16 protein-coding genes are annotated in these 20,383 nt (G+C 76.2%); 7 read left to right on the forward strand and 9 right to left on the reverse strand.

What is annotated here, in order from left to right; genetic code table 11:
* Positions 1-9: 9 nt before the first annotated feature.
* The 9 genes from ACA361_RS18340 to ACA361_RS18380 form a co-directional block, all read right to left on the reverse strand.
* Positions 10-915 carry an NADH-quinone oxidoreductase subunit H gene (locus tag ACA361_RS18340; protein WP_375013223.1) on the reverse strand — a complete coding sequence of 302 codons (906 nt, stop codon included), beginning with the start codon at positions 913-915 and terminating at the stop codon, positions 10-12.
* Positions 908-2,101: a hypothetical protein gene (locus ACA361_RS18345; RefSeq protein ID WP_375013224.1), complete on the reverse strand. Its 1,194-nt coding sequence runs from the start codon at positions 2,099-2,101 to the stop codon at positions 908-910. Before ACA361_RS18345 ends, ACA361_RS18340 begins: the two co-directional genes overlap by 8 nt.
* A complete protein-coding gene (locus ACA361_RS18350) occupies positions 2,092-2,439 on the reverse strand; it encodes an NADH-quinone oxidoreductase subunit A (RefSeq protein WP_375013225.1) in 348 nt (115 codons plus the stop codon). Before ACA361_RS18350 ends, ACA361_RS18345 begins: the two co-directional genes overlap by 10 nt.
* A gap of 119 nt (positions 2,440-2,558) precedes the next feature.
* On the reverse strand, positions 2,559-3,734 hold the full coding sequence (locus ACA361_RS18355; protein ID WP_375013226.1) for an ABC transporter permease: 1,176 nt from the start codon (positions 3,732-3,734) through the stop codon (positions 2,559-2,561).
* A complete protein-coding gene (locus ACA361_RS18360; RefSeq protein ID WP_375013227.1) occupies positions 3,731-4,903 on the reverse strand; it encodes an ABC transporter permease in 1,173 nt (390 codons plus the stop codon). Before ACA361_RS18360 ends, ACA361_RS18355 begins: the two co-directional genes overlap by 4 nt.
* Positions 4,900-5,850 carry an ATP-binding cassette domain-containing protein gene (locus ACA361_RS18365; protein ID WP_375013228.1) on the reverse strand — a complete coding sequence of 317 codons (951 nt, stop codon included), beginning with the start codon at positions 5,848-5,850 and terminating at the stop codon, positions 4,900-4,902. The genes ACA361_RS18360 and ACA361_RS18365 overlap by 4 nt, the downstream gene beginning before the upstream one ends.
* Before the next feature lie 107 nt (positions 5,851-5,957).
* The gene (locus tag ACA361_RS18370) at positions 5,958-7,046 is read right to left on the reverse strand and encodes an acetate/propionate family kinase (RefSeq protein ID WP_375013229.1); all 1,089 of its coding nucleotides are present in this window, start codon (positions 7,044-7,046) and stop codon (positions 5,958-5,960) included.
* A 55-nt stretch (positions 7,047-7,101) separates the two neighbouring features.
* A complete protein-coding gene (locus ACA361_RS18375; RefSeq protein ID WP_375013230.1) occupies positions 7,102-9,447 on the reverse strand; it encodes a phosphoketolase in 2,346 nt (781 codons plus the stop codon).
* A gap of 89 nt (positions 9,448-9,536) precedes the next feature.
* Positions 9,537-13,844, reverse strand: coding sequence for a tetratricopeptide repeat protein (locus ACA361_RS18380; protein ID WP_375013231.1), 4,308 nt, complete (start codon positions 13,842-13,844; stop codon positions 9,537-9,539).
* Between the two features lie 154 nt (positions 13,845-13,998).
* On the opposite strand from ACA361_RS18380, the gene ACA361_RS18385 reads away from it, so the two are divergent.
* The 7 genes from ACA361_RS18385 to ACA361_RS18415 all read left to right on the forward strand — a co-directional run bounded on the left by ACA361_RS18385 (position 13,999) and on the right by ACA361_RS18415 (position 20,327).
* Positions 13,999-14,541 carry an ArsR/SmtB family transcription factor gene (locus ACA361_RS18385; RefSeq protein WP_375013232.1) on the forward strand — a complete coding sequence of 181 codons (543 nt, stop codon included), beginning with the start codon at positions 13,999-14,001 and terminating at the stop codon, positions 14,539-14,541.
* Positions 14,542-14,567: 26 nt separating this feature from the next.
* Positions 14,568-15,422, forward strand: coding sequence for a M23 family metallopeptidase (locus tag ACA361_RS18390; RefSeq protein ID WP_375013233.1), 855 nt, complete (start codon positions 14,568-14,570; stop codon positions 15,420-15,422).
* A gap of 102 nt (positions 15,423-15,524) precedes the next feature.
* A complete protein-coding gene (locus ACA361_RS18395; RefSeq protein ID WP_375013234.1) occupies positions 15,525-15,812 on the forward strand; it encodes a hypothetical protein in 288 nt (95 codons plus the stop codon).
* 266 nt (positions 15,813-16,078) lie between these two features.
* The gene (locus tag ACA361_RS18400; protein WP_375013560.1) at positions 16,079-17,062 is read left to right on the forward strand and encodes a LacI family DNA-binding transcriptional regulator; all 984 of its coding nucleotides are present in this window, start codon (positions 16,079-16,081) and stop codon (positions 17,060-17,062) included.
* A gap of 117 nt (positions 17,063-17,179) precedes the next feature.
* Positions 17,180-18,340 (forward strand): mandelate racemase/muconate lactonizing enzyme family protein, encoded by a 1,161-nt coding sequence (locus tag ACA361_RS18405; RefSeq protein ID WP_375013235.1) that lies wholly within the window; start codon positions 17,180-17,182, stop codon positions 18,338-18,340.
* Positions 18,337-19,350, forward strand: coding sequence for a zinc-binding dehydrogenase (locus ACA361_RS18410; RefSeq protein ID WP_375013237.1), 1,014 nt, complete (start codon positions 18,337-18,339; stop codon positions 19,348-19,350). The genes ACA361_RS18405 and ACA361_RS18410 overlap by 4 nt, the downstream gene beginning before the upstream one ends.
* A complete protein-coding gene (locus ACA361_RS18415) occupies positions 19,350-20,327 on the forward strand; it encodes a hypothetical protein (RefSeq protein ID WP_375013238.1) in 978 nt (325 codons plus the stop codon). Before ACA361_RS18410 ends, ACA361_RS18415 begins: the two co-directional genes overlap by 1 nt.
* Positions 20,328-20,383 lie beyond the last annotated feature (56 nt).

The following is a 20,383-nucleotide window of genomic DNA, read 5'->3' on the forward strand; positions in this document are numbered from 1 at the left end:
CTCACCCCCTCAGTCCAGGACGACGATTCCGACGACGAGCATCTGCAGCAGCGCGGCCGGGACGAGCACCGTCCACGCGAACCCCATGAACCGGTCCGCGCGCACCACCGGCAGCCGGTGCGCCGCCCACACCAGCAGGGCCAGCACGGCGAGGGTCTTGACCAGCGACCACGCGGGCGGCGGCAGCAGCGGGCCGGCGCCGCCGCCCAGGAACAGCGGCACGGCCGCCGCCGCGACCACCGCGAGCAGTGCGTACCGCCCGGCGGTCCACACCAGCCGGTCGGGGCCGGACAGCTCCACCGCCGCCCCGCCCGCGATGTCGTCCCCCACCGGGTGCCCCAGCGGGCCCCAGAACGCGATCGCCAGAGCGGAGACCAGGTAGACGGCGAACGCGACCGGCATCCAGACCGCGAACCACAGCCCGTGCTGGGCGGCGGCGACCCGCGACAGGTCCAGCGAGCCCGCGCCCAGGGCCGCGGTGATCAGGGCGAACATGTGCGGCAGCTCGTACGCCAGCCCCTGCGCGAGGAAGCGGTAGCCGCCCACCAGCGCGTACGCCGAGTTGGTGCCCCAGCCGACCAGCCACACCGCGGCCCAGACCGCGACCTCCATCGCGTTGAACCACACGACGCCGGCGGTCATCGGCGCCACCGCGACCGTGCCCATCGGGATCACCACGGCGGCCAGCAGCGCGGCGGCGGGCAGCACGGCCGCCCCGGCGCGCGCCAGGAGCCGGTCGGCGGCGAGCGTCGCCCGGCGCTGCTGGACGAGCAGCCGGGCGGTACCGCGCAGCGGCGCGTCCAGGGCGGCGAGCGGCGGGACGCGGAACGCGGCGTCCAGCACGGCCGCCGCGTACGCGAGCAGGCCCAGCGCCACCGGCAGCGCGGCCACCGCCCACACCGGCGTCTCACGCATCGGCGGCCCCGATCGGGTCGGGGTCGGGGTCGAGATCGGCGACGATCAGCCGCGCCGCGGCCAGCTCCGCGCCCGCCAGCAGCCCGGGCAGCGCTCGCAGGGTCGCCGCGCTCGGCGCGCCGCCCGCCGGGCCGCGCGGGCCCTCGCCGTCCCCGAGCGCCGTACGGTCACCGGCCCTCTTGAGGGCCGCGCCGGTCTCGGCGAGGCGGGCCCGCAGCCGCGTCACCGCGTCGCCGGGATGCCGCGCGACGAGCCCCGCGAGCCCGTACCGCTCCACGGCCGCGCGATCCACGACGCCCAGCCCGCGGACCATCCAGCGCAGCGTCCGCGAGCGCCCGGTGCGCCGGGCGAACCGCGCGAAGGCCGCGCTCAGCTCCTCCTCCGGCGCCCCGGCCAGCACGCCGTCGCGCAGCCGCCGGGCGCGTTCGGCCTGGCCCCGCCACCCCGCGACGGCGAGGAACCGGGCGAGCCCGTCGAGATGGGACGCCGCCCGCCGCCGCTCCGCCTCGCCCCGCGTCACCCGCTCCCCCGCCGCGGCCGCGAGCCACGGCCCGTCCCAGAAGCTCCCGCCGCCCGTCCCGCCCAGCACCTCGCACTCGGCGTCCTGCACGACATCGCCCTGCATGGCGACCCGCACCCGCAGCCCCGCCGGCCAGTCCGCCAGGACCGGCCCGAGCGGGACGTGCAGGACGTCGAGCTTCAGCCCGTCCCGGTCGGGCGCCCGCTCGGCCATCGCCACCCCGCCGGGGGAGCCCGTCATGTGGTGCCCGTGTTCGCCGTGCCCGTGTTCCGGCTGCCCGGCGTGCCCGGAGTGCTCGTCCGCGTGCTCGGCCGCGTGGTCCTCGGCGAGGCCGGCGCGCTGCGCCGGGACGTCGCCCAGGTGGCGGGCGGCACGGTCGAGGGCGGCGCGGACGTCCGCCTCCGTGGCGTGCGGCGGCAGCGCGACCCTGGCCCGGGGCGCGGGCAGGCCGGCCCAGACCGCGTCCACGGCCTCGGCCAGCTCCGGGCCCGGATCGCCGCAGACGACGAGGAGGCCGGACTCGACCGGGCCGGGCGCCGGGGTCCAGGCGCGGCGGCGCAGCTCGGCCTCCACCAGGAGCCGGGCCCGCGTCCCGCCGGGAACGGGCACCGTGAACGGCCGCGGGCGCCCGGCGGCGTAGGCGGCCAGGCGGCCGGTCAGGCCCACCGGAAGGCCCCCTCGCGCCAGGCGTACAGGACGCCCACCAGGAGGAGGCCGAGGAACAGGAACATCTCGACGACGGCCTTGGTGCCGACCGACGCCACGACCAGCGCCCACGGGTACATGAAGATCATCTCCATGTCGAAGGCCAGGAAGACCGTCGTCACCGCGTACCAGCGCACGTGGTAGCGCGACACGGCGTGCTCGGCCGGGCGGCCGCCCGACAGGTACGGGGCGGCGCGCAGCGGCCCGCCCGCCGCGACGAGCGCGCCGAGGGCGTGGACCGCCGAGATCAGGGCGCCGAGAAGCCCCAGCAGGGCGAGCACCGCCACGTACGACTGCACGCGAGGGGCCTACCCCGTACACGGCGGGACATCACCCCGTCCGTTCCACCACGCCGGAACCGGCCGCGGCGGACGCGAACGCCCGCCGTGCCGGGCGGCCCGGGCGGCCCGGGCGGGTGTCAGCCGGGGGCGGAGTCGCGCGTCAGGGAACGGCGCAGCAGGTACGTCCCCGCCGCGAAGAGGACGAGGGCGTAGCCGCCCAGGACGGCCAGCTCCGGCAGCACGTCGGCGAGCCCGGCGCCGTGCCGGGTCAGCTCCGCGAGGGCCTCGTTGCCCCAGGCGTGCGGGGTGAGGTGGGCGACGACCGTCATGGCGGGCGAGAAGAACTCCAGCGGCATCATCGAGCCGCCGAGCGCGGCCAGCCCGAGGCCGAGCAGCACGCCGATCGCCCCGGCCTGCTGCTCGGTGCGCAGCACGGCGCCCGCGACCATCGCGGCGCCGCTGCCGACCAGGCAGAACATCAGCACGACCAGGACGGCGGGCAGCGGGGCGCCCCAGTCGACGCCGAACAGCAGGGCCGAGCCGGCCATGATGAACACGCCCTGCAGGAGCGCGATGCCGAACCGCCCGAGCGCCTCGCCGAACAGGATCGTGCGGACCGGGGTCGGGGTGGCGAGCATCCGGCGGAGCACGCCCGTGCGGCGGCCCTGGATCAGCACCACGGTGCCGGTGAGCGAGGTCAGGAAGACGAACAGCAGCAGCTGTCCCGCCGCGCCCTCGGTGAACCGGCCCATCGTCGCGGGGAACGGGTCCTCGCCCGCGGCCACGGTACGGACCTCGACGCCGGGCACGTGGGGAGCGACGCGGTCGGTCTCCGCCAGCGCCTGGGGCAGCGGCACGTTCCGCTCGCCCTGCGCGAACCGCGCGGCGCGCAGCCGCTCGCCCTGGCGGGCCACGGCGGCGCGCACGGTGGGGCCGAGCCGCATGCCGTCCTGGTCCGGCCGGGCCAGCAGCTCGACCGCGGTACGGCCGCCCCCGCGCAGGGACGCGTCGTACCCGGCCGGGACGATCACCCCGGCTTGGAACCGGCCACGCTCCACGGCGGTGCGCAGCTCCGCCGCGCCGCCGAGCCGCTCGACGCGCACGTCGTCGATCGCTTCCAGCTCGCGGAGCAGCGCGCCCGACAGCGCGCCGCGGCCCTGGTCGACCACGCCCAGGCGGGGCTCGGCCGAGCCGCCGAACGTCGCGCCGAGCACGAGGATGAGGCCCATCGGCAGCAGGAACAGGAAGAACAGGCTGCTCCGGTCGCGCAGCAGGATGCGCAGCTCCGTCCCGGCGATCGCGAGGGCCTTCATGGGCGCAGCGTCCTTCCCAGGAGCAGCAGGGCGGGGCCGCCGGTCGCGGCCGCGAACAGCAGCAGCGCGCCGGTGGCGGGCAGCGCCGCCGCCGCGCCCGCGCCGCCGGCCAGGTCCGCCAGCCCCCGCATGAACCAGCGGTGCGGGGTCAGCAGGCCGAGCGCGGCCACGATCCCGCCGACCTGCGCGATGGGGAAGAACGCGCCGCCCAGCGCGCCCAGCGAGACCGCGACGGCCGCCTGCCATCCGGCGGCCTGCTCCGGGGTACGGGCCACCGCGGCCAGGATCGCCATGACCCCGGTTGCGGCGAGCACCCCGGCGGCCACCAGCAGCGCGACGCCGAGCGGATCGCCCCAGCTCGCGCCCAGCAGCAGCGTCGTCGCGGCGACCAGCACCGCCATGCTCGCCAGCCCGACGAGCACGCTGGTGAGCATCTTGCCCGCCAGCACGGCGACCGGCCGTACCGGCGCCGCCAGCAGCCGCGGCATCGTGCCGTTCGCGCGCTCCTCCAGCAGCCCGGTCACGCCGAACTGCACGGTGAAGAAGAGGAAGAACACCGCCATGCCCGCCGCCATGTACGTCGCGACGCTCAGCTGGTGGTCCGCGGCGGTCCGGGCCTCGACGGCCACCGGTGCCGGCACGGCGCCGGCCCGCGCCGCCAGCTCGCCCGCCCGCGCGGGGTCGGGGCGGCCTCCGGCGGCGACGGCGACTGCCAGCCGCACGGCGCGCACCTCGGCGGCGTAGGCGGTGGCGAGGGAGCGGGCCACCTGCGTCCCGGTGGTGGACTCGGCGCTGCCGATCACCTCCAGCTCCGCGGCCCGCCCGGCCGCCACCTGGGCGGAGAACCCGGCGGGGACCACGAACGCGGCCGCCGCGTCGCCGTCGCCGACGATCCGGCGGGCCTCCTCCGCGGTACGGGCGGTGCGCAGTTCCAGCACGCCCGCCCGCTCGGCCGGGCGCAGCACGGCGTCCACGAACCGCGCCGCCGCCGGGCCCCCGTCGGCGTCGGCGACCACGTACCGGAACCGCTCGCCGTTCGCGGCGGCGCCCATGGTCAGGTCGAAGACGAACGCCAGCGCCAGGGGGAGCAGCAGCGCGTACATCGGCAGGGACAGGTCGCGGGTGCGCTGCCGGAGGTCCTTGGCGGTGATGAGCAGCGCCGTCCTCATGCGCGGTCCCGCAGCGCCTTGCCGGTGAGGTGCAGGAACACCGTCTCCAGGTCGGGCTCGGTCACCGACACCGACCGCACGGCGGCGCCCGCCTTGGCCGCCACCCGCAGGATCTCCGGCAGCCGGTCGCGGGCGTCGTCGAGGGCCAGCTCCAGGCCGTCCTCCCGCCGGTCGGCGCGCTCGACGCCGGGGATCCCGGCGAGCGCGGCGGCCGCCGCCGCGAGGTCGCCGCTCGCGCCCAGCGCGACCCGGTCGCGCTCCTCCACCAGCGCCACCAGCTCCCGCTGGGTGCCCTCGGCCTTGAGGCTCCCTGCGTCGATGATCCCGACGCGGTCGCAGAGGCGCTCGGCCTCCTCCATGTAGTGCGTGGTGTAGAGGACGGCCATGCCGCCGCCGGCCAGCCGCCCGACGCTCTCCAGGATGGCGTTGCGGCTCTGCGGGTCCACGCCCGCCGTGGGCTCGTCCAGGATCAGCAGCCGCGGCCGGTGCAGCATCCCGACGCCGATGTTCAGCCGGCGCTTCATGCCTCCCGAGTAGGTCCCGGCCCGGTCCTTCGCGCGGTCGGCCAGCCCGACCGTCTCCAGGACCTCGGCCACCCGCCGCCGCGCCTCGCCGCGCGACATGCCGTACAGGCGGGCGAAGAACGCGAGGTTCTCGGCGGCGGACAGGTCGGGGTAGATCGCCAGCTCCTGCGGCACGTACCCGATCCCGGCCTTCGGCCCGACGCTCGCGGGCGTCAGCGGGACGCCGTCGAGCAGGATCTCGCCGCCGTCGCGGGCCAGGATCCCGGCGATCATGGAGATGGAGGTGGTCTTGCCCGCCCCGTTGGGGCCGAGCAGCCCGTAGGTCTCGCCCTCGGCGATGTGGAAGCCCAGGCCGTCCACCGCCTGGAGCTCCCCGAACCTCTTCCGCAGCCCCGTGCACCGCAGCACGGCAGATCCCGCCATCGATCCCTCCGTACGCTCGGCGAACACGCGCCTCAAGCATCGGCGGAGTGGCGGGGCCGCACCAGGGCCCTTTGGGCCCTGCGGGCACTCCGGGCGGGCCGGGCCCGTCAGGCGAGGGCGGCGCGGACGCCGGCGGCGATCTCCAGGTCCTCGCGGGCGGTGACCACCAGCGTGCGGACGGCCGCGCCGGGCGCGGTGACCTCGGTGTCGCCGCGGGCGGCGGCGTTGGCGGCGGTGTCGACGGCGGCGCCGAGGAAGGCGAGGTCCGCGGCGGCGCGCTCGCGCACGGCCGCGTCGTGCTCGCCGACGCCGCCGGTGAACACCAGCACGTCGACGCCCCCCATCGCGGCGGCCATCGCGGCAGCGCTGCCCCGCAGCCGGTGGTGGTAGACGTCCAGGGCGAACGCGGCCACCTCGTCGCCCTTGCCCGCCCGGTCCCGGATCTCCCGCATGTCGCCGGTGCCGGCCAGGGCGCGCAGCCCGGACCGGTGCTCCAGGGCGTCGGAGATCTCCCCCTCCGGCACCCCGTGCTTGCACAGCCACAGCGGGATGCCGGGGTCGAGGTTCCCGGCGCGGGTGGCCATGACCAGCCCCTCCAGCGGCGTGAACCCCATCGTGGTGTCGGCCGGCCGGCCGCCGGCGACCGCCGCCAGCGACGCGCCCGACCCGAGGTGGAACAGCACGAGGCGGAGCCCGGCCGGGTCGGTGCCGAGCAGCTCGCCGGCGCGGCGCAGCGCGTAGGCGTACGACAGGCCGTGGAACCCGTACCGCCGCAGCCCGTGCCGCTCCCGCCACTCGACCGGGACCGCGTACGCCGCCGCGGCCTCCGGCAGGCCCGCGTGGAACGCGGTGTCGAAGCAGGCCACGACCGGCACGCCCGGCATCGCCCGGCGCAGCTCGCCGAGCGCGTACAGCGACTGCGGCTGGTGCAGCGGCGCGAGGTCGATCAGGCCGTGCAGCCGCTTGGCGACCTCGTCGTCCACCACGGCCGGGTGCGTGAAGTCCCGGCCGCCGTGCACGAACCGCAGCCCGACCGCGTCCGGCGCCGGGATCTCCGCCACCGCCGCGGCCAGCCGCTCGGCCTCCCGCCCCGCCGGCCCGGAGTCCAGGTCGAGGGTGTTCAGGACGGTGTCGTCGTGGTCGAGCAGGCTCAGCTTGAGGCTGCTGGATCCCGGGTTGACGGTCAGCACCCGCATCGGGTCCCCTCTCGGCTCGGTACGGCTCGAATCGGCTCGGTACGGCTTGATCGGCTCAGTACGGCCAGGTCCAGTCGCGCACTTCCGGCGCGTCCTCGCCGTGCTCGCGGGTGTACGCGCGCAGCTCCAGCCGCCGGTCGGCCATCCGCTGCCGGATGTGCGCGACCCGCCCGCCCAGCCCCGGTACGCGGTCGATGACGTCCATGACCAGGTGGAAGCGGTCGAGGTCGTTCAGCATCACCATGTCGAACGGCGTGGTCGTGGTGCCCTCCTCCTTGTAGCCGCGCACGTGCAGGTTGGCGTGGCCGTGGCGGCGGTAGGCGAGCCGGTGGATCAGGTACGGGTAGCCGTGGAAGGCGAAGATGACCGGCTTGTCGGTGGTGAAGAGCGCGTCGAAGTCGCGGTCCGGCAGCCCGTGCGGATGCTCGGTGTCGGGTTGCAGCCGCATCAGGTCGACGACGTTCACCACGCGCACGCGCAGCTCGGGGAAGTACTGCCGGAGCAGGTCGGCGGCGGCGAGCGTCTCCAGCGTGGGGACGTCGCCCGCGCAGGCCAGGACCACGTCCGGGTCCGCTCCCCCGTCCGTGCTCGCCCACTCCCAGATGCCGATGCCGCGGGTGCAGTGCGCGACGGCCTCGTCCATCGGCAGCCAGGCGGGCGTGGGCTGCTTCCCGGCGACGACGACGTTGACGTAGTCGCGCGAGCGGAGGCAGTGGTCGCCGACCGACAGCAGCGTGTTGGCGTCCGGCGGCAGGTAGACCCGGACGATCTCCGGCTTCTTGTTCAGCACCACTTCCAGGAAGCCGGGATCCTGGTGGGTGAAGCCGTTGTGGTCCTGCCGCCACACGTGCGAGGACAGCAGGTAGTTGAGCGAGGCGATCGGCCGCCGCCACGGCAGGTGCCGGGTCACCTTCAGCCATTTGGCGTGCTGGTTGAACATCGAGTCCACGATGTGGATGAACGCCTCGTAGCTGTTGAAGAGCCCGTGCCGCCCGGTGAGCAGGTAGCCCTCCAGCCAGCCCTGGCACAGGTGCTCGCTGAGCACCTCCATGACCCGGCCGTGCGGCGCCTGGTGCTCGTCGGTGCCGAGCCGCTCGCCGGTGAAGACGCGGTCGGTGACCTCGAAGACCGCGTCCAGCCGGTTGGAGGCGGTCTCGTCCGGGCCCATGATGCGGAAGTTGTCCGGGTTGGCGGCCACGACGTCGCGCAGGTAGCGGCCCAGCACGCGGGTCGGCTCGGCGGTGCCGGCGCCCGGCTTGTCGACCGCGACGGCGAAGTCGCGGAAGTCCGGCAGGACCAGCGGGCGCAGCAGCTCGCCGCCGTTGGCGTGCGGGTTGGCGCTCATCCGCCGCTTCCCCGCGGGCGCCTGCCCGGCGAGTTCCGGGCGCGGGCGGCCGGCGTCGTCGAACAGCTCCTCCGGCCGGTACGACAGGAGCCAGTCCCGCAGCTGCGCGAGATGCTCGGGCCGGTCGCGCACGCCCGAGAGCGGCACCTGGTGCGAGCGCCAGGTGCCCTCGACCGGAACGCCGTCGACCTCCTTCGGGCCCGTCCAGCCCTTCGGCGTGCGCAGGATGATCATCGGCCAGCGGCGGCGCTCCGCGCCGCCGCCCTCCCGGGCGCCCGCCTGGATGCGGCGGATCTCGTCCAGCGCCTGGTCGACCGCCGACGCCATCGTGCGGTGCATCGAGGCGGGGTCGTCGCCGCTCACCAGGTACGGCAGGTGCCCGTACCCCTCCAGGAGCATCGCCAGCTCCTCCTCGGGGACGCGGGCCAGCACGGACGGGTTGGCGATCTTGTAGCCGTTCAGGTGCAGGATCGGCAGCACCGCGCCGTCCCGCACCGGGTCCAGGAACTTCGTCGAGTGCCAGCTCGCCGCCAGCGGCCCGGTCTCGGCCTCGCCGTCGCCCACGATGCACGCCACCACCAGGTCCGGGTTGTCGAACGCGGCCCCGTACGCGTGCGCCAGCGAGTAGCCCAGCTCGCCGCCCTCGTGGATCGAGCCCGGCGTCTCCGGCGCCACGTGGCTCGGTATCCCGCCCGGGTAGGAGAACTGCCGGAACAGCCGCGCCATCCCGGCCCCGTCCCGCGACACGTCCGGGTAGACCTCGCTGTACGTGCCCTCCAGCCAGGCGTTGGCCACCGCGGCGGGGCCGCCGTGCCCCGGCCCCATGATGTAGATCATGTCCAGGTCGCGGTCCCGGATCGCCCGGTTGAGGTGGGCGTAGCAGAAGTTGAGCCCCGGCGAGGTGCCCCAGTGGCCCAGCAGCCGCGGCTTGATGTGCTCGGGCCGCAGCTCCTCGCGCAGCAGCGGGTTGGCGCGCAGGTAGATCTGCCCGGCCGACAGGTAGTTGGCCGCCCTCCACCAGGCGTCGATCCGCGCCGCCTCGGCGTCGTCCAGCACGTCGCGTACCTCCGATCAGGGACGATCCGTATGAGGACAGAGGCGAGCCTTCCCGCCGGGAGCGGCCGGAACCCTGCGGCGGCCGCCCGCTACCGGCCGGGCCCCAGCGGGAGCTGCCCCAGCCAGAGCCGGGCCTGGACGGCGCCCGCCGCGTGCCCGGTCCTGCGGCAGACGACCGCCGCCTGCGCGAACAGCTCGCGCGCCCGCTCCCGGTCCCCCGTCGCCGCGTGGATCTCCCCCAGGTGCAGCAGGCTCGCGCCGCGCCCCCACTGGTCGCCGATCTCCGCCTGGACGGCCAGCGCGGACCGCGCGTGCCGCAGCGCCTCGGCCGGGTCCCCGGCCTGGAAGTAGGTGCGGGACAGGGCGTCCAGGGTGTCGGCGGCGCCCCGCCGGTCGTCGATCTCGTACCGGATCACCAGCGCCCGCCGCGCGTAGTCGAGCGCGGCCTCGACGTCCCCGAACCGGCGCATGGTCCGGGCCAGCGTGTTGAGCGAGTCGCCCTCGCCGCGCCGGTCGCCGATCTCGCGGCGCAGCGCCAGCGCCTCGGTCGCCAGGTCGTACGCCTCGGGCAGCCGCAGGTAGAAGCGGTGGATGCCGGCCAGCAGGTCCAGGCTCTCGGCCTCCCCGAACGGGTCGCCGACCTCGCGCCGGATCCGCACCGACTCCCCGGCGATGGCCAGCGCCGCCTCCTCGTCGCCGAGCCGCCAGCGGGCGTGCGCGAGCGTGCACAGGCTCTCGCCCTCGCCGCGCCGGTCGCCGATCTCCCGGTGCAGCGCCAGCGCCCGCCCGGCGAGGTCGGCGGCCACGTCGTTGCGGCCGAGCTTGCGGTGGCTGCGCGACAGCGTGTCCAGCGTCTCGGCCTGGCCCCGCCGGTCGCCGATGCCGGTACGGATGCGCAGCGCCTCCTCGGCCCGGCGGATCGCCTTCGGGTAGTTCGCGAGCAGGTGGTGGACGCGGGCCTGCTCGTCCAGCGCCTCCCCCTCGGCGTCCCGGTCGCCGATCTGCCGCTGGATCTTGATCGCCTTGCCGGCGTGCCGGATCGCGTCCTGGAACGCCGACCGGTGCCGGCACACCCGGGCGAGCAGCGTGAGCGTGCGGCCCTCCGCGGCCCGGTCGCCGATCGTCCGCTGGATGCCGAGCGCCCGCTTGAGGGTGCGCCGCGCGGCCGGGTACTCGGCCAGCCACCAGCGGACGAGCCCGACCGTGTGCAGGGTCTCGGCCTCGCCGTACCGGTCGCCGGCCGCGCGCTGCACGGCCAGCGCCTCGTCCAGGTGGCGCAGCGCGTCCTCGTGGTGGCCCAGATGCCCCTGGACGCGGCCGATGAGCGTGAGCGCCTCCGCCTCGCCCGCGCGGTCGTCCAGCGCCCGGCGGGCCGACAGCGCCCGGCGGGCGGTGCCGAGCGCGCGGGCGTACTCGCCGCGCCGCCGGTCGTTGTGGGCGAGGGTGAGCAGGTCGTCGATCTCGCCGTGCCGGTCGCCGGTGCGGCGGCAGATGTCCAGCGACCGCAGCGCGCACTCGCGCGCCTCCTCGTACCGGGCGGTGCGGGAATGGATGCGGGCCAGGATGTAGAGGGTGTGGCTGGCGCCGGCCAGGTCGCCGATCTCCTCCTGGATCGCCAGCGCCTCGGTGGCCCGCTCGCGCGCCTCCTCGTAGCCGCTCTGGTGCCAGCGGGCCAGCGCGATCTTGGACATGCTCTCGGCGACGCCGCGGCGGTCGCCGATCCCGCGCCGGATCCGCAGCGACTCCTCGGCGTACCGGACGGCCTCCTCGTAGCGGGCGGTACGGATGTGGATGCGGGCCAGCACGTCCAGCGTCACGCCCTCACCCGGCCGGTCGCCGATCTCGCGCTGGAGTTCCAGCGCCGCGGTGGCGTGGCCGAGCGCCTCGGCGTGCCGGCCGGTCCGGGCCTGGATCCGGGCGATGGTGGCCAGGCTCTCGCCCACGCCGAACCGGTCGCCGCCCCCGCCGGCCGCGCGGCGCACCTCCAGCGCGGCGCGGGCGTGGCCGAGCGCCGCGTCGTACCGGCCGGCGCCGCGCTCGATCTCGGCGAGGTTGTTCAGCGAGGTGCCGCGGCCGTAGTCGTCCTTGATCCGCGTCTGCAGGGCCACGGCGCGCCCGGCGTCCCGGCGGGCGTCGGCCGGCCGGCCGAGCCGCCGCTCCACCATGGCGATCAGGTTGAGCGTCGAGCCCGCGCCGTGCCGGTCGCCGAGCCGGAGTTGCAGCGCGTGCGCCTGGCGCGCGTGCCGGATGGCGTCCTCGTAGTGGCCGCAGTCGTGCAGCAGGTGCCCGATGGTCGCCAGCGACTCGCCCTCCTGGTGCCGGTCGCCGATCTCGCGGGAGAGGGCCAGCGCGTGCCGCGCCGCGGCCAGCGCCCCCGGATTGTCGCCCCGCAGCTGGAGGATGCGGGCCCGGCTGTTCAGGCTCATGGCGCGGCCGGCGAGGTCGCCGACGTCCTCGCGGACGCGCAGCGCGGCGTCGGCGTACCGCAGCGCCTCGGCGGGCCGCCCCGCCCGGCGCAGGATGCGGGCCACGATGTCCAGGGCCTCGCCCTGGCCGCGCGGGTCGCCCAGCGCCGTGCGCACCTCCAGCGCGCGGCCGGCGTAGTCCAGCGCCTTGCGGGAGTGGCCCATCCGGCGCAGGATCCGGGCGAGCATCTCCAGCGCCTCGGCCTCGCCCTCCCGGTCGCCCAGGGCCCGGTGCACCCGCAGCGACTCGCGGGCGTGGTGCAGCGCCGGGCGGTACCGGGCGCGCCGCCAGTGCACCTGCGCGATCTTCTCGCGGGCCGCGCCGACGCCGTGCGGGTCGCCGTCCAGGATCGCCAGCGCGTGCTCGCCGTACGCGAGGGCGTCGTCGTACTCGCAGCGCAGCCGCTCGACCCGGGACAGGGTGATGAGCGCCCAGCCGGCGCGGTGCCGGTCGCCGAGCCGGTCGAAGATCTCGAACGCGGCGCGGGCGTCCCGTGCCGCCTCCGCGTGGTGCCCGAGGTCGCAGCGGACGACGGCGAGCCGGTCGAGCATCAGCGCGGCGGCCCGCTCGTCGCCGGCGGCGCGGGCCGCGCGCAGGCCGGTCTCGTGCACCGCGAGGTTGTCGCCGGCGTGCCGCCCGCGCCGCAGGAACGGGCCGAGCGCGTCGGCGAGCTCCCACGCGCGGGCGCGCTCGCCGCGGTCGGCGGCCTGCCGGACGGCGGCGACCAGCCCGGGCCGCTCGGTCTCGAACCAGGCCTGCCGGTCGGCGCCCTCCGCGCGCAGCGACTCCAGGTACCAGTCCCACAGGCGCTCGGCGGCGGCCGCGGCGTCCTTGCCGTCGGCGCCGTCCTCGGCGCGGAGCCGGTCGCGCGCGTACCCGGCCACCATGTCGTGCAGCCGCAGCCGGCCGACCATGCCCGGGTCGACGAGCCGGCGGCGGGTGAGCTCGCGCAGCAGGCGGCGGGCCTCCTGGACGGGCAGGCCGAGCAGCGCGGCGGCGGCCTCCGCGCCGAAGTCGGGGCCCGGCAGCAGCCCGAGCAGCCGGAACGCCCGCCGCTCGGCCGCGTCCAGGCCGCCGTAGGCCAGCTCGACGGCGCGGCGGGCGCCCAGCCCGGCCTCCGGCAGCTCGGCGATCGTCTCGGTCACCGACCCCAGCGGCGCGACCGCGAGCCCCTCGGCCGCGAGCTGGATGCGGAACGGCCAGCCGCCGGAAGCCTCGGCGAGCGCGGCGGCCGCGGCGGGCTCGGCCGCGCAGCGCTCGGCGCCGAGCGTGCGCGCGGCCAGCTCGCGGGACTCGGCGGCCGGCAGCGGCCCGACCGGCACCTGCACGACGCGGAAGCGGGTGCCCAGCCCGGTGAGGTGGGCCGGGGCGCTCACCACGACCAGGGTGCCCGGGCCGCGCGGCACCAGCGGCTCGATCTCCCGGGCGCCGGCGGCGTCGTCCAGCACCAGCAGGACCCGGCGGCCGGCGACCAGCGACCGGAAGAGGGCGGCGCGGGAGGCCGCGTCGGCGGGGATCTCGGCGGTCCGCCGCCCGAGCGCGCGCAGCAGGCCGTACAGCGCTTTGCGGGCGGGCACCGCGTGCTCGCGGGAGGAGCCGTGCAGGTCGAGGAAGAAGTGGTCGTCGAAGTCGTCCAGCCGCCGGTCGGCCCAGTGCAGGATGAGCGAGGTCTTGCCGACCCCGGACAGGCCGTGGACCTGCACCACCGTGGCCGGGCCCTCGCCGCCGGCGTCCCGGGCCGCCGCGAGGGCGCCGTCCAGCGCCGCCAGCTCGCCCGCCCGGCCGACGAAGGCGGGCGGCGGTGGCGGCAGCTGCCGGACCGGCGGTACGGGCCGCGGCCCCGCCTCGTGGATCACCACCGTGACCTTGTCGCCGGTGACGAGGTCGCCCCCGACCTCGACCGCGTCGTGGAAGTCGGCCGCTCCCGCCATGGCTACCCCGTTTCGCCCGCTATGGCGATATATGTCCAACCCGGCCGTCCGGCCACCCCCGAACGCCCCGAAACACGGCGTTGTTCGTATAAGTCCACACAAGCTCCGCACGGCCCGCCTTGATGAAATTACGTTTCTACGTAATTATGGAACCGTGACAGCGGAGAGAGACGGCACGCTCGCTGAGCGGCTCGCACGGCTCGAGGAGCGCGTGGCGCGGCTCGAAGAAGAGGCCGCGGACACCGCCGCCCCCGCGACCGGGAGCGGGACCGCCGCCGGCCCGGTGCCGGACGGCGAGACGTTCTGGGCCCTCAACGGGCTGAAGGAGCGCGCGGGCGACCAGGGCGCGGTGCTGTTCACGGGCAGCGTGACCCTGCCGGCCGGCGAGCATTACGAGTGGCAGCAGGGGCACCCGGCGGCGGACCTGCTGGACGACGACTGGGCGCAGGCCGCCGACACGCTCTCGGCGCTGGCCCACCCGGTCCGGCTGCTGCTGCTGCGGGAGATCCTGCACGGCGCCTCCACCACCGCCGAACTCGCCGCGCACGAGCGGCTCGGCACCACCGGGCAGCTCTACCACCACCTGCGCCAGCTGGTCGCGGCCGGCTGGCTGCGCACCACCGCCCGCGGCCGGTACGCCGTGCCGGGCGAGCGGGTGGTCCCGATCCTCACGGTGCTGGCGGCCGCCCGCCGCTAGCGCCCCCGACCGCACAGGGAGGCGGAATGCTCAAGAAGATCGCCCGCTTCAGGACCCCGGTCCTGCTGCTGGGCATCGCCCTCGGGCTGAGCATGAACCTGCACGACGTCCGCGCGGTGTTCTACGCCGGGACGTTCCTCGTCGTCCTCGGCCTGGTCCTGTTCTTCGTCCCGGCCGGCGCCTCGGACCGGGAGCCGGTCGTCGTGCGCAGCCCGCTGGAGGGGCGCTGGATCCCGGTGAACAGCCCGGCCGACAAGGTCCCCAGCCACGGCACCCACGAGGCCGGCCAGACGTACGCGATCGACCTCGTGTACGCGCCCGACCCGGCGGTGGAGTGGAAGCCGCTGCCGGGCGGCCGGCTCGCGGCGCGGCCGGAGACGTTCCCGGCGTTCGGGCGGCCGGTCTCGGCGCCCGCCGACGGCGTCGTGGTCGCCGCGGGCGGCCGGCAGCGCGACCACTGGAGCCGCAACTCCTGGCCCGGCCTGGTCTACCTGCTGGTCGAAGGCATGATCTTCCGGCAGATCGGGTCGTTCCTGACGCTGTCGTCCTGCCGGTTCATCCTCGGCAACCACGTGATCCTCGACATCGGCGACGGCGTGTACGCGGTGTTCGCCCACCTGCGGCGCGGCTCGCTCCGGGTCGCCAAGGGCGACCGGGTCCGGGCCGGCGACCCGCTCGGCGAGGTCGGCAACTCCGGCAACAGCTCCGAGCCGCACCTGCACTTCCACCTGATGGACGGCCCCCGGCCGCTCGTGGCCGCCGGGATCCCGTTCGCCTTCCCGTACGAGACCGACGGCGAGCTCCGCACCGGCGTGCCGGGCGGGCGGCGCGCGTTCGTGGCGCGCACCGACGTCCCGGCCGGTGACGGCGCACGCTCCTGACCGGTGCGCATTTCTTGGCACGCGCATTGCCATAGCGGTTCGCGGCCCGGGAAGGGACGTTCCAGCAAGGACCGACCTGAAACGGGTTTCCAAGGGGGGCACATGCTCGGCATGCTGCGCAAGATGGGGCTGTCGTCCAACATGATGTACGGGATGGGCATCGCGTCGATCGGCGCCTCGTTCGCGTCGTGGGCGATCTCCCGCAACGCCGAGGCGGCCGGGATCGACCGCGCCGACCACTGGGGGATCTTCGTGGGCCAGTGGGCGCCGACGTTCTTCGCTCTGGGGTGCGCGATGCGCATGGAGGAGCAGTGGGGCTCGCGCGGGGTGCACGAGCAGATGATGGAGTCGCGGGAGCGGGCGCGGGAGGCCATGCCGGTCAGCGGGTGACCGTCCGGGCCCGGCCGCGCGGGCCGTCCGGGAGCGGGCGGCCCGCACGTGACCTGGGCCGGGGTGCGGCGGGCGATGTTCGCGCTACCACGGGTCTGGCCATGGGTCTTGACACCATCGCGCGTTAGCGCAAACATCGAGGCCACCCACCCCGGTGTGCAGGAGATCACATGACCGTCCCCCCGGCCCCCTCTCCCGCCGGCGGCGCGGGCGCGGGCGTCCCGGACGCCCCCGGCGCCCCGGCCGCCCGGCCCCGGGCGGCGGTCATGGAGGACGTGGCGGCGCGGGCCGGGGTGTCGGCGATGACGGTCTCCCGCGTCCTCAACACCCCCGAGAAGGTCCGCCCGGCGACCCGCGCCCGGGTGCTCGCGGCGATGCGCGAGCTCGACTACCGCCCCAACTCGGCGGCCCGGGTGCTGGTCACCGGCCGGTCCCGGGTGCTCGGCGTGGTCAGTTTCGACACCACCCTGTACGGCCCCGCCTCGACGCTCTACGGCATCGAGCGGGCCGCGCGGCGGGCCGAGCACACCGTCAGCATCGCCAGCCTCAGCTCGCTGACCCGCCGGTCCGTGCAGGACGCGGTGGAACGGCTGCGCGCGCAGTCGGTCGACGGCATCGTCGTCATCGCGCCGCACCGGTCGGCGGCCGAGGGGCTGCGCGGGCTGCCGCCCGACTTCCCCGCCGTGGTGGTCGGCGCGGGCGACGACCTGCCGGTCCCGGTGGCCGCGGTCGACCACCGGGCGGGCGCCGCGCGGGTGACCCGGCACCTGCTGAGCCTGGGGCACGCGACGGTGCACCACGTGGCGGGGCCCGGCGACTGGATCGACGCGAGCGAGCGCGTCGCGGGCTGGCGCGCGGTCCTGGAGGCCGCCGGCCGCCCGGCGCCCGAGCCGCTGCCGGGCGACTGGAGCGCCCGCTCCGGATACGAGCAGGGGCGGCGGCTGGCCGCCGACCCCGAGGTGACGGCGGTGTTCGCCGCCAACGATCCGATGGCGCTGGGGCTGCTGCGCGCGCTGCGCGAGGCGGGCCGCCGCGTCCCCGAGGAGGTGAGCGTGGCCGGCTTCGACGACGTTCCGGAGGCGCCGTACTTCGCACCCCCGCTGACCAGCGTCCGGCAGCCGTTCGGCGAGGTGGGGCGGCACGCGTTCCAGCTCCTCATGGACCGCATCGCGGGCGTCGAGGGCGCGCCGCGCCGCACCGTCGAACCCGAGCTGGTGGTCCGGGAGAGCACCGCCGCCCGTCCCGGCTGACCCGTCCCCGTCCGTTCCGTCCATCCCGTCCGTCCCCGTCCCTGTCCGCCTCGCTCTCAATTTTGTTAGCGCTAACACAAGCAAGCGTTAGACCATCTCGACCCGAGGAAGCGATCCGTGCGCATCACCAAGATCGGCACCCATGTGGTGGGGACGCCCTGGCGGAACCTCACGTTCGTCACCGTGCACACCGACGAAGGGCTCACCGGCGTCGGCGAGGCCCGCATGCTCGGCCACACCGACGCGCTGCTCGGCTACCTGGCCGAGGCGGAGCGGCGGCACGTCGCCGGCAGCGACCCGTTCGACATCGAGGACCTCGTCCAGCGGATGAAGTACGGCGACTACGGGCGGGCCGGCGAGATCGTGATGTCCGGCATCGCGTGCGTGGAGACGGCCTGCTGGGACATCGTCGGCAAGGCGCTCGGCCAGCCCGTGTGGCGGCTGCTGGGCGGGAAGGTCCGCGACCGCGTCAAGGCGTACGCCAACGGCTGGTACACCGTCGACCGCACGCCCGAGGAGTTCCACGCCGCGGCCCGGCGGGTGGTCGAGCGCGGCTACCGGGCGCTCAAGCTGGACCCGTTCGGCGCGGGCCGGATGGAGCTCGACCACGGCGAGACGATGCGCTCGGTCTCCCTGGTCGAGGCCGTGCGGGACGCCGTCGGCCCGGAGTGCGAGCTGCTGGTGGAGATGCACGGCCGCTTCTCCCCCGCCACCGCGATCCGGCTGGCCGGGCTGCTGGAGCCGTACGACCCGGCCTGGCTGGAGGAGCCCTGCCCGCCGGAGAACCTCAAGGCGCTGGCGAAGATCGCCGCGCACACCCGGCTGCCGATCGCGACCGGCGAGCGCATCCACGACCGGATCGAGTTCCGCGAGCTGCTGGAGCTCCAGGCCGCCGACATCATCCAGCCCGACGTCGGCCATCTCGGCGGCATCGCCGAGACGCGCAAGCTCGCCGCGGCCGCCGAGACGTACTACGTGCAGCTCGCGCCGCACAACGTCGGCGGCCCCGTGCTCACCGCCGCCAGCCTCCAGCTCGGCGTCTGCGTCCCCAACTTCAAGATCCTCGAACACTTCAACGACTTCGCCGACGCCGAGGTCAAGAGCGTCGCGCGCGGCGGGCCCGAGGTCGTGGACGGCCACTTCGCGGTGCCGGAGGCGCCCGGGCTGGGCGTCGAGCTGGACCTGGACGCGGTCGCCGCGTTCCCCCGCCGCACCGCCGACTTCGACCTGTTCGCCGAGGACTGGCACAAGCGCGAGGGCACCGGGGTGCGCCGGTGAGCCGACGCGTCGTGGTGGAGCGGCCCGGCCGGTTCCGGGTCGTCCAGGGCGAGCCGCCCGAGCCGGGCCCCGGCGAGGCGCTGGTCCGGGTGGCCGCCGCCGGGCTGTGCGGCAGCGACCGCGAGCTGTACGACGGCGCCCGCCCCGCCGGGTTCGCCGGCTACCCCGTCACCCCCGGCCACGAATGGTCCGGAACGGTCGAGGCGGTCGGCCCCGGCGCGGACCCGGACCTGGTCGGCGTCAAGGTGGTCGGCGAGGGCTACCGGGGCTGCGGGCGCTGCCCGTACTGCCGGGACGGCGCCCCCAACCTGTGCTCCGGCGGCTACGACGAGACCGGCTTCACCCGGCCGGGCGCGTTCGCCGACCACCTGCTGGTCCCGGCGCGGCTGCTGCACGTGCTGCCCGACGGGGCCGACCTGCGCGCGGCGGCGCTGCTGGAGCCGGCCGCGGTGATGGCCGCCGCGACCCGGCTGGCCGCGCTGCGGCCGGGCGAGACGGCGGCGGTGGTCGGCGCCGGGACGCTCGGCATGCTGGCCCTCCAGTACCTGGCCGCCGCGTCCCCGTCCCGGCTGGTCGCGATCGATCCGCGGACCGAGCGCGCCGGGCCCGCGCTGGCCGCCGGCGCGACCGCCGTCCACCCGCCCGGCGAGGCCGCGGAGGGCGCGTTCGACGTGGTCGTGGAGACCGCGGGCGTCACCGGCACCGCGCACGCGGCGGTGGCGCTCGCCCGGCGCGGCGGCCGGGTCGTGCTCACCGGCATCCCCGCCGACCCGGCCGACGCGGTCCCGACCACGCTGCTGGTCACCCGCGCGCTCTCGCTCCACACCGTGTTCGGCGCGGGCCCGGCCGACTGGGCGTACGCGGTGCGCGCGTTCGGCGCCGGCGTGCTGCGCCCGGCCGCCCTGATCACCCACGAGCTCCCGCTGGACGACTACGAGCGGGCGCTCAAGCTCAGTGCCTCCCCGGACGCGGGCAAGGTCCTGCTCCGTCCCGACCCGCAGGAGAAGTGATGGACCCCCTTCCTCCGTCCCGCCCCCGGCATCCCGGCGAGCGCGCGCTGCGCGACCTGGGGTTCCCGCCGCGCGCCGAACTCGTGCCGTCGTCGGTGGCGCGCTTCCCCGACGGCGGCACGTGGCGCACCGAGCTGCCGTCCTGCGAGGGGCCGGCCGTGCTGGACGCGGTCCTCACCGAGAGCGAGCGGCTGGCCGTCCCGCTGCACCGCATCAGCCAGGGCAGCGGCGTGTGGATGCTCACCGACGCCGAGATCGGCGAGATGGTCGCGGCCTGCGCGGCGCGCGGCGTCGAGCTGAGCCTGTTCCTCGGGCCGCGGGGCTCGTGGGAGCCGGGCGCGGGCGGCCGCGCGTACGCCTCGTCCGGGCCGCGCGCCCGCGGCCGCGACCAGCTCGCCCAGTGCGTCGAGGACGCCGAGCGCGCCACCGGCCTCGGCGTGCGGTCGCTGCTGGTCGCCGACGAGGGCGTGCTGTGGACGCTGCACCGGATGCGCGCCGCCGGGCGGCTGCCCGCCGGCGTGACGTTCAAGGTGTCGGCGCTGGTCGGGCCGGTGAACCCCGCCGCGTTCGCGGTGTGGGAGCGGCTCGGGGCCGACTCGCTGAACGTGCCCAGCGACCTGACCGTCGCGCAGCTCGCCGAGATCCGGTCGGTGAGCGCGGCACCGATCGACTTCTACGTGGAGGCGCCCGACGACCTGGGCGGTTTCGTCCGCATGTACGACGCGGCCGAGCTGGTCCGCTGCGGCGCCCCCATCTACCTGAAGTTCGGGCTGCGGAACGCGCCCGCCCTGTACCCGGCGGGACGGCACCTGCTGCCCGCCGCCGTCGAGTCCGGCCGGGAGCGCGTGCGGCGCGGCCGGCTGGTCCTCGACACCCTCGCCCGGCTCGGGGCGGACGAGGGGATGTCCCCGGTCGGCGCGCGCGATCCGGGGCCGCTGCGGCGGTTCCCGGACGAGCCCGCGCCGGTCATGTCCTGACAGCCCACTCTTTTCAGCCCACCCCTTTCAGCCCACTCCGTACAGCCACTCCTTCA

The sequence above is a fragment of the Actinomadura sp. 21ATH genome (assembly GCF_041951345.1).
Lineage (GTDB): Bacteria > Actinomycetota > Actinomycetes > Streptosporangiales > Streptosporangiaceae > Spirillospora.

Excerpts from the sequence above, each read along its gene's own strand:
- ACA361_RS18400 (WP_375013560.1), top strand. The coding sequence starts at position 16,079 with ATGGAGGACGTGGCGGCGCGGGCCGGGGTGTCGGCGATGACGGTCTCC.
- ACA361_RS18415 (WP_375013238.1), top strand. The coding sequence starts at position 19,350 with ATGGACCCCCTTCCTCCGTCCCGCCCCCGGCATCCCGGCGAGCGCGCG.
- ACA361_RS18370 (WP_375013229.1), bottom strand. The coding sequence starts at position 7,046 with ATGCGGGTGCTGACCGTCAACCCGGGATCCAGCAGCCTCAAGCTGAGC.
- ACA361_RS18365 (WP_375013228.1), bottom strand. The coding sequence starts at position 5,850 with ATGGCGGGATCTGCCGTGCTGCGGTGCACGGGGCTGCGGAAGAGGTTC.
- ACA361_RS18390 (WP_375013233.1), top strand. The coding sequence starts at position 14,568 with ATGCTCAAGAAGATCGCCCGCTTCAGGACCCCGGTCCTGCTGCTGGGC.
- ACA361_RS18340 (WP_375013223.1), bottom strand. The coding sequence starts at position 915 with ATGCGTGAGACGCCGGTGTGGGCGGTGGCCGCGCTGCCGGTGGCGCTG.
- ACA361_RS18355 (WP_375013226.1), bottom strand. The coding sequence starts at position 3,734 with ATGAAGGCCCTCGCGATCGCCGGGACGGAGCTGCGCATCCTGCTGCGC.
- ACA361_RS18360 (WP_375013227.1), bottom strand. The coding sequence starts at position 4,903 with ATGAGGACGGCGCTGCTCATCACCGCCAAGGACCTCCGGCAGCGCACC.
- ACA361_RS18380 (WP_375013231.1), bottom strand. The coding sequence starts at position 13,844 with ATGGCGGGAGCGGCCGACTTCCACGACGCGGTCGAGGTCGGGGGCGAC.
- ACA361_RS18395 (WP_375013234.1), top strand. The coding sequence starts at position 15,525 with ATGCTCGGCATGCTGCGCAAGATGGGGCTGTCGTCCAACATGATGTAC.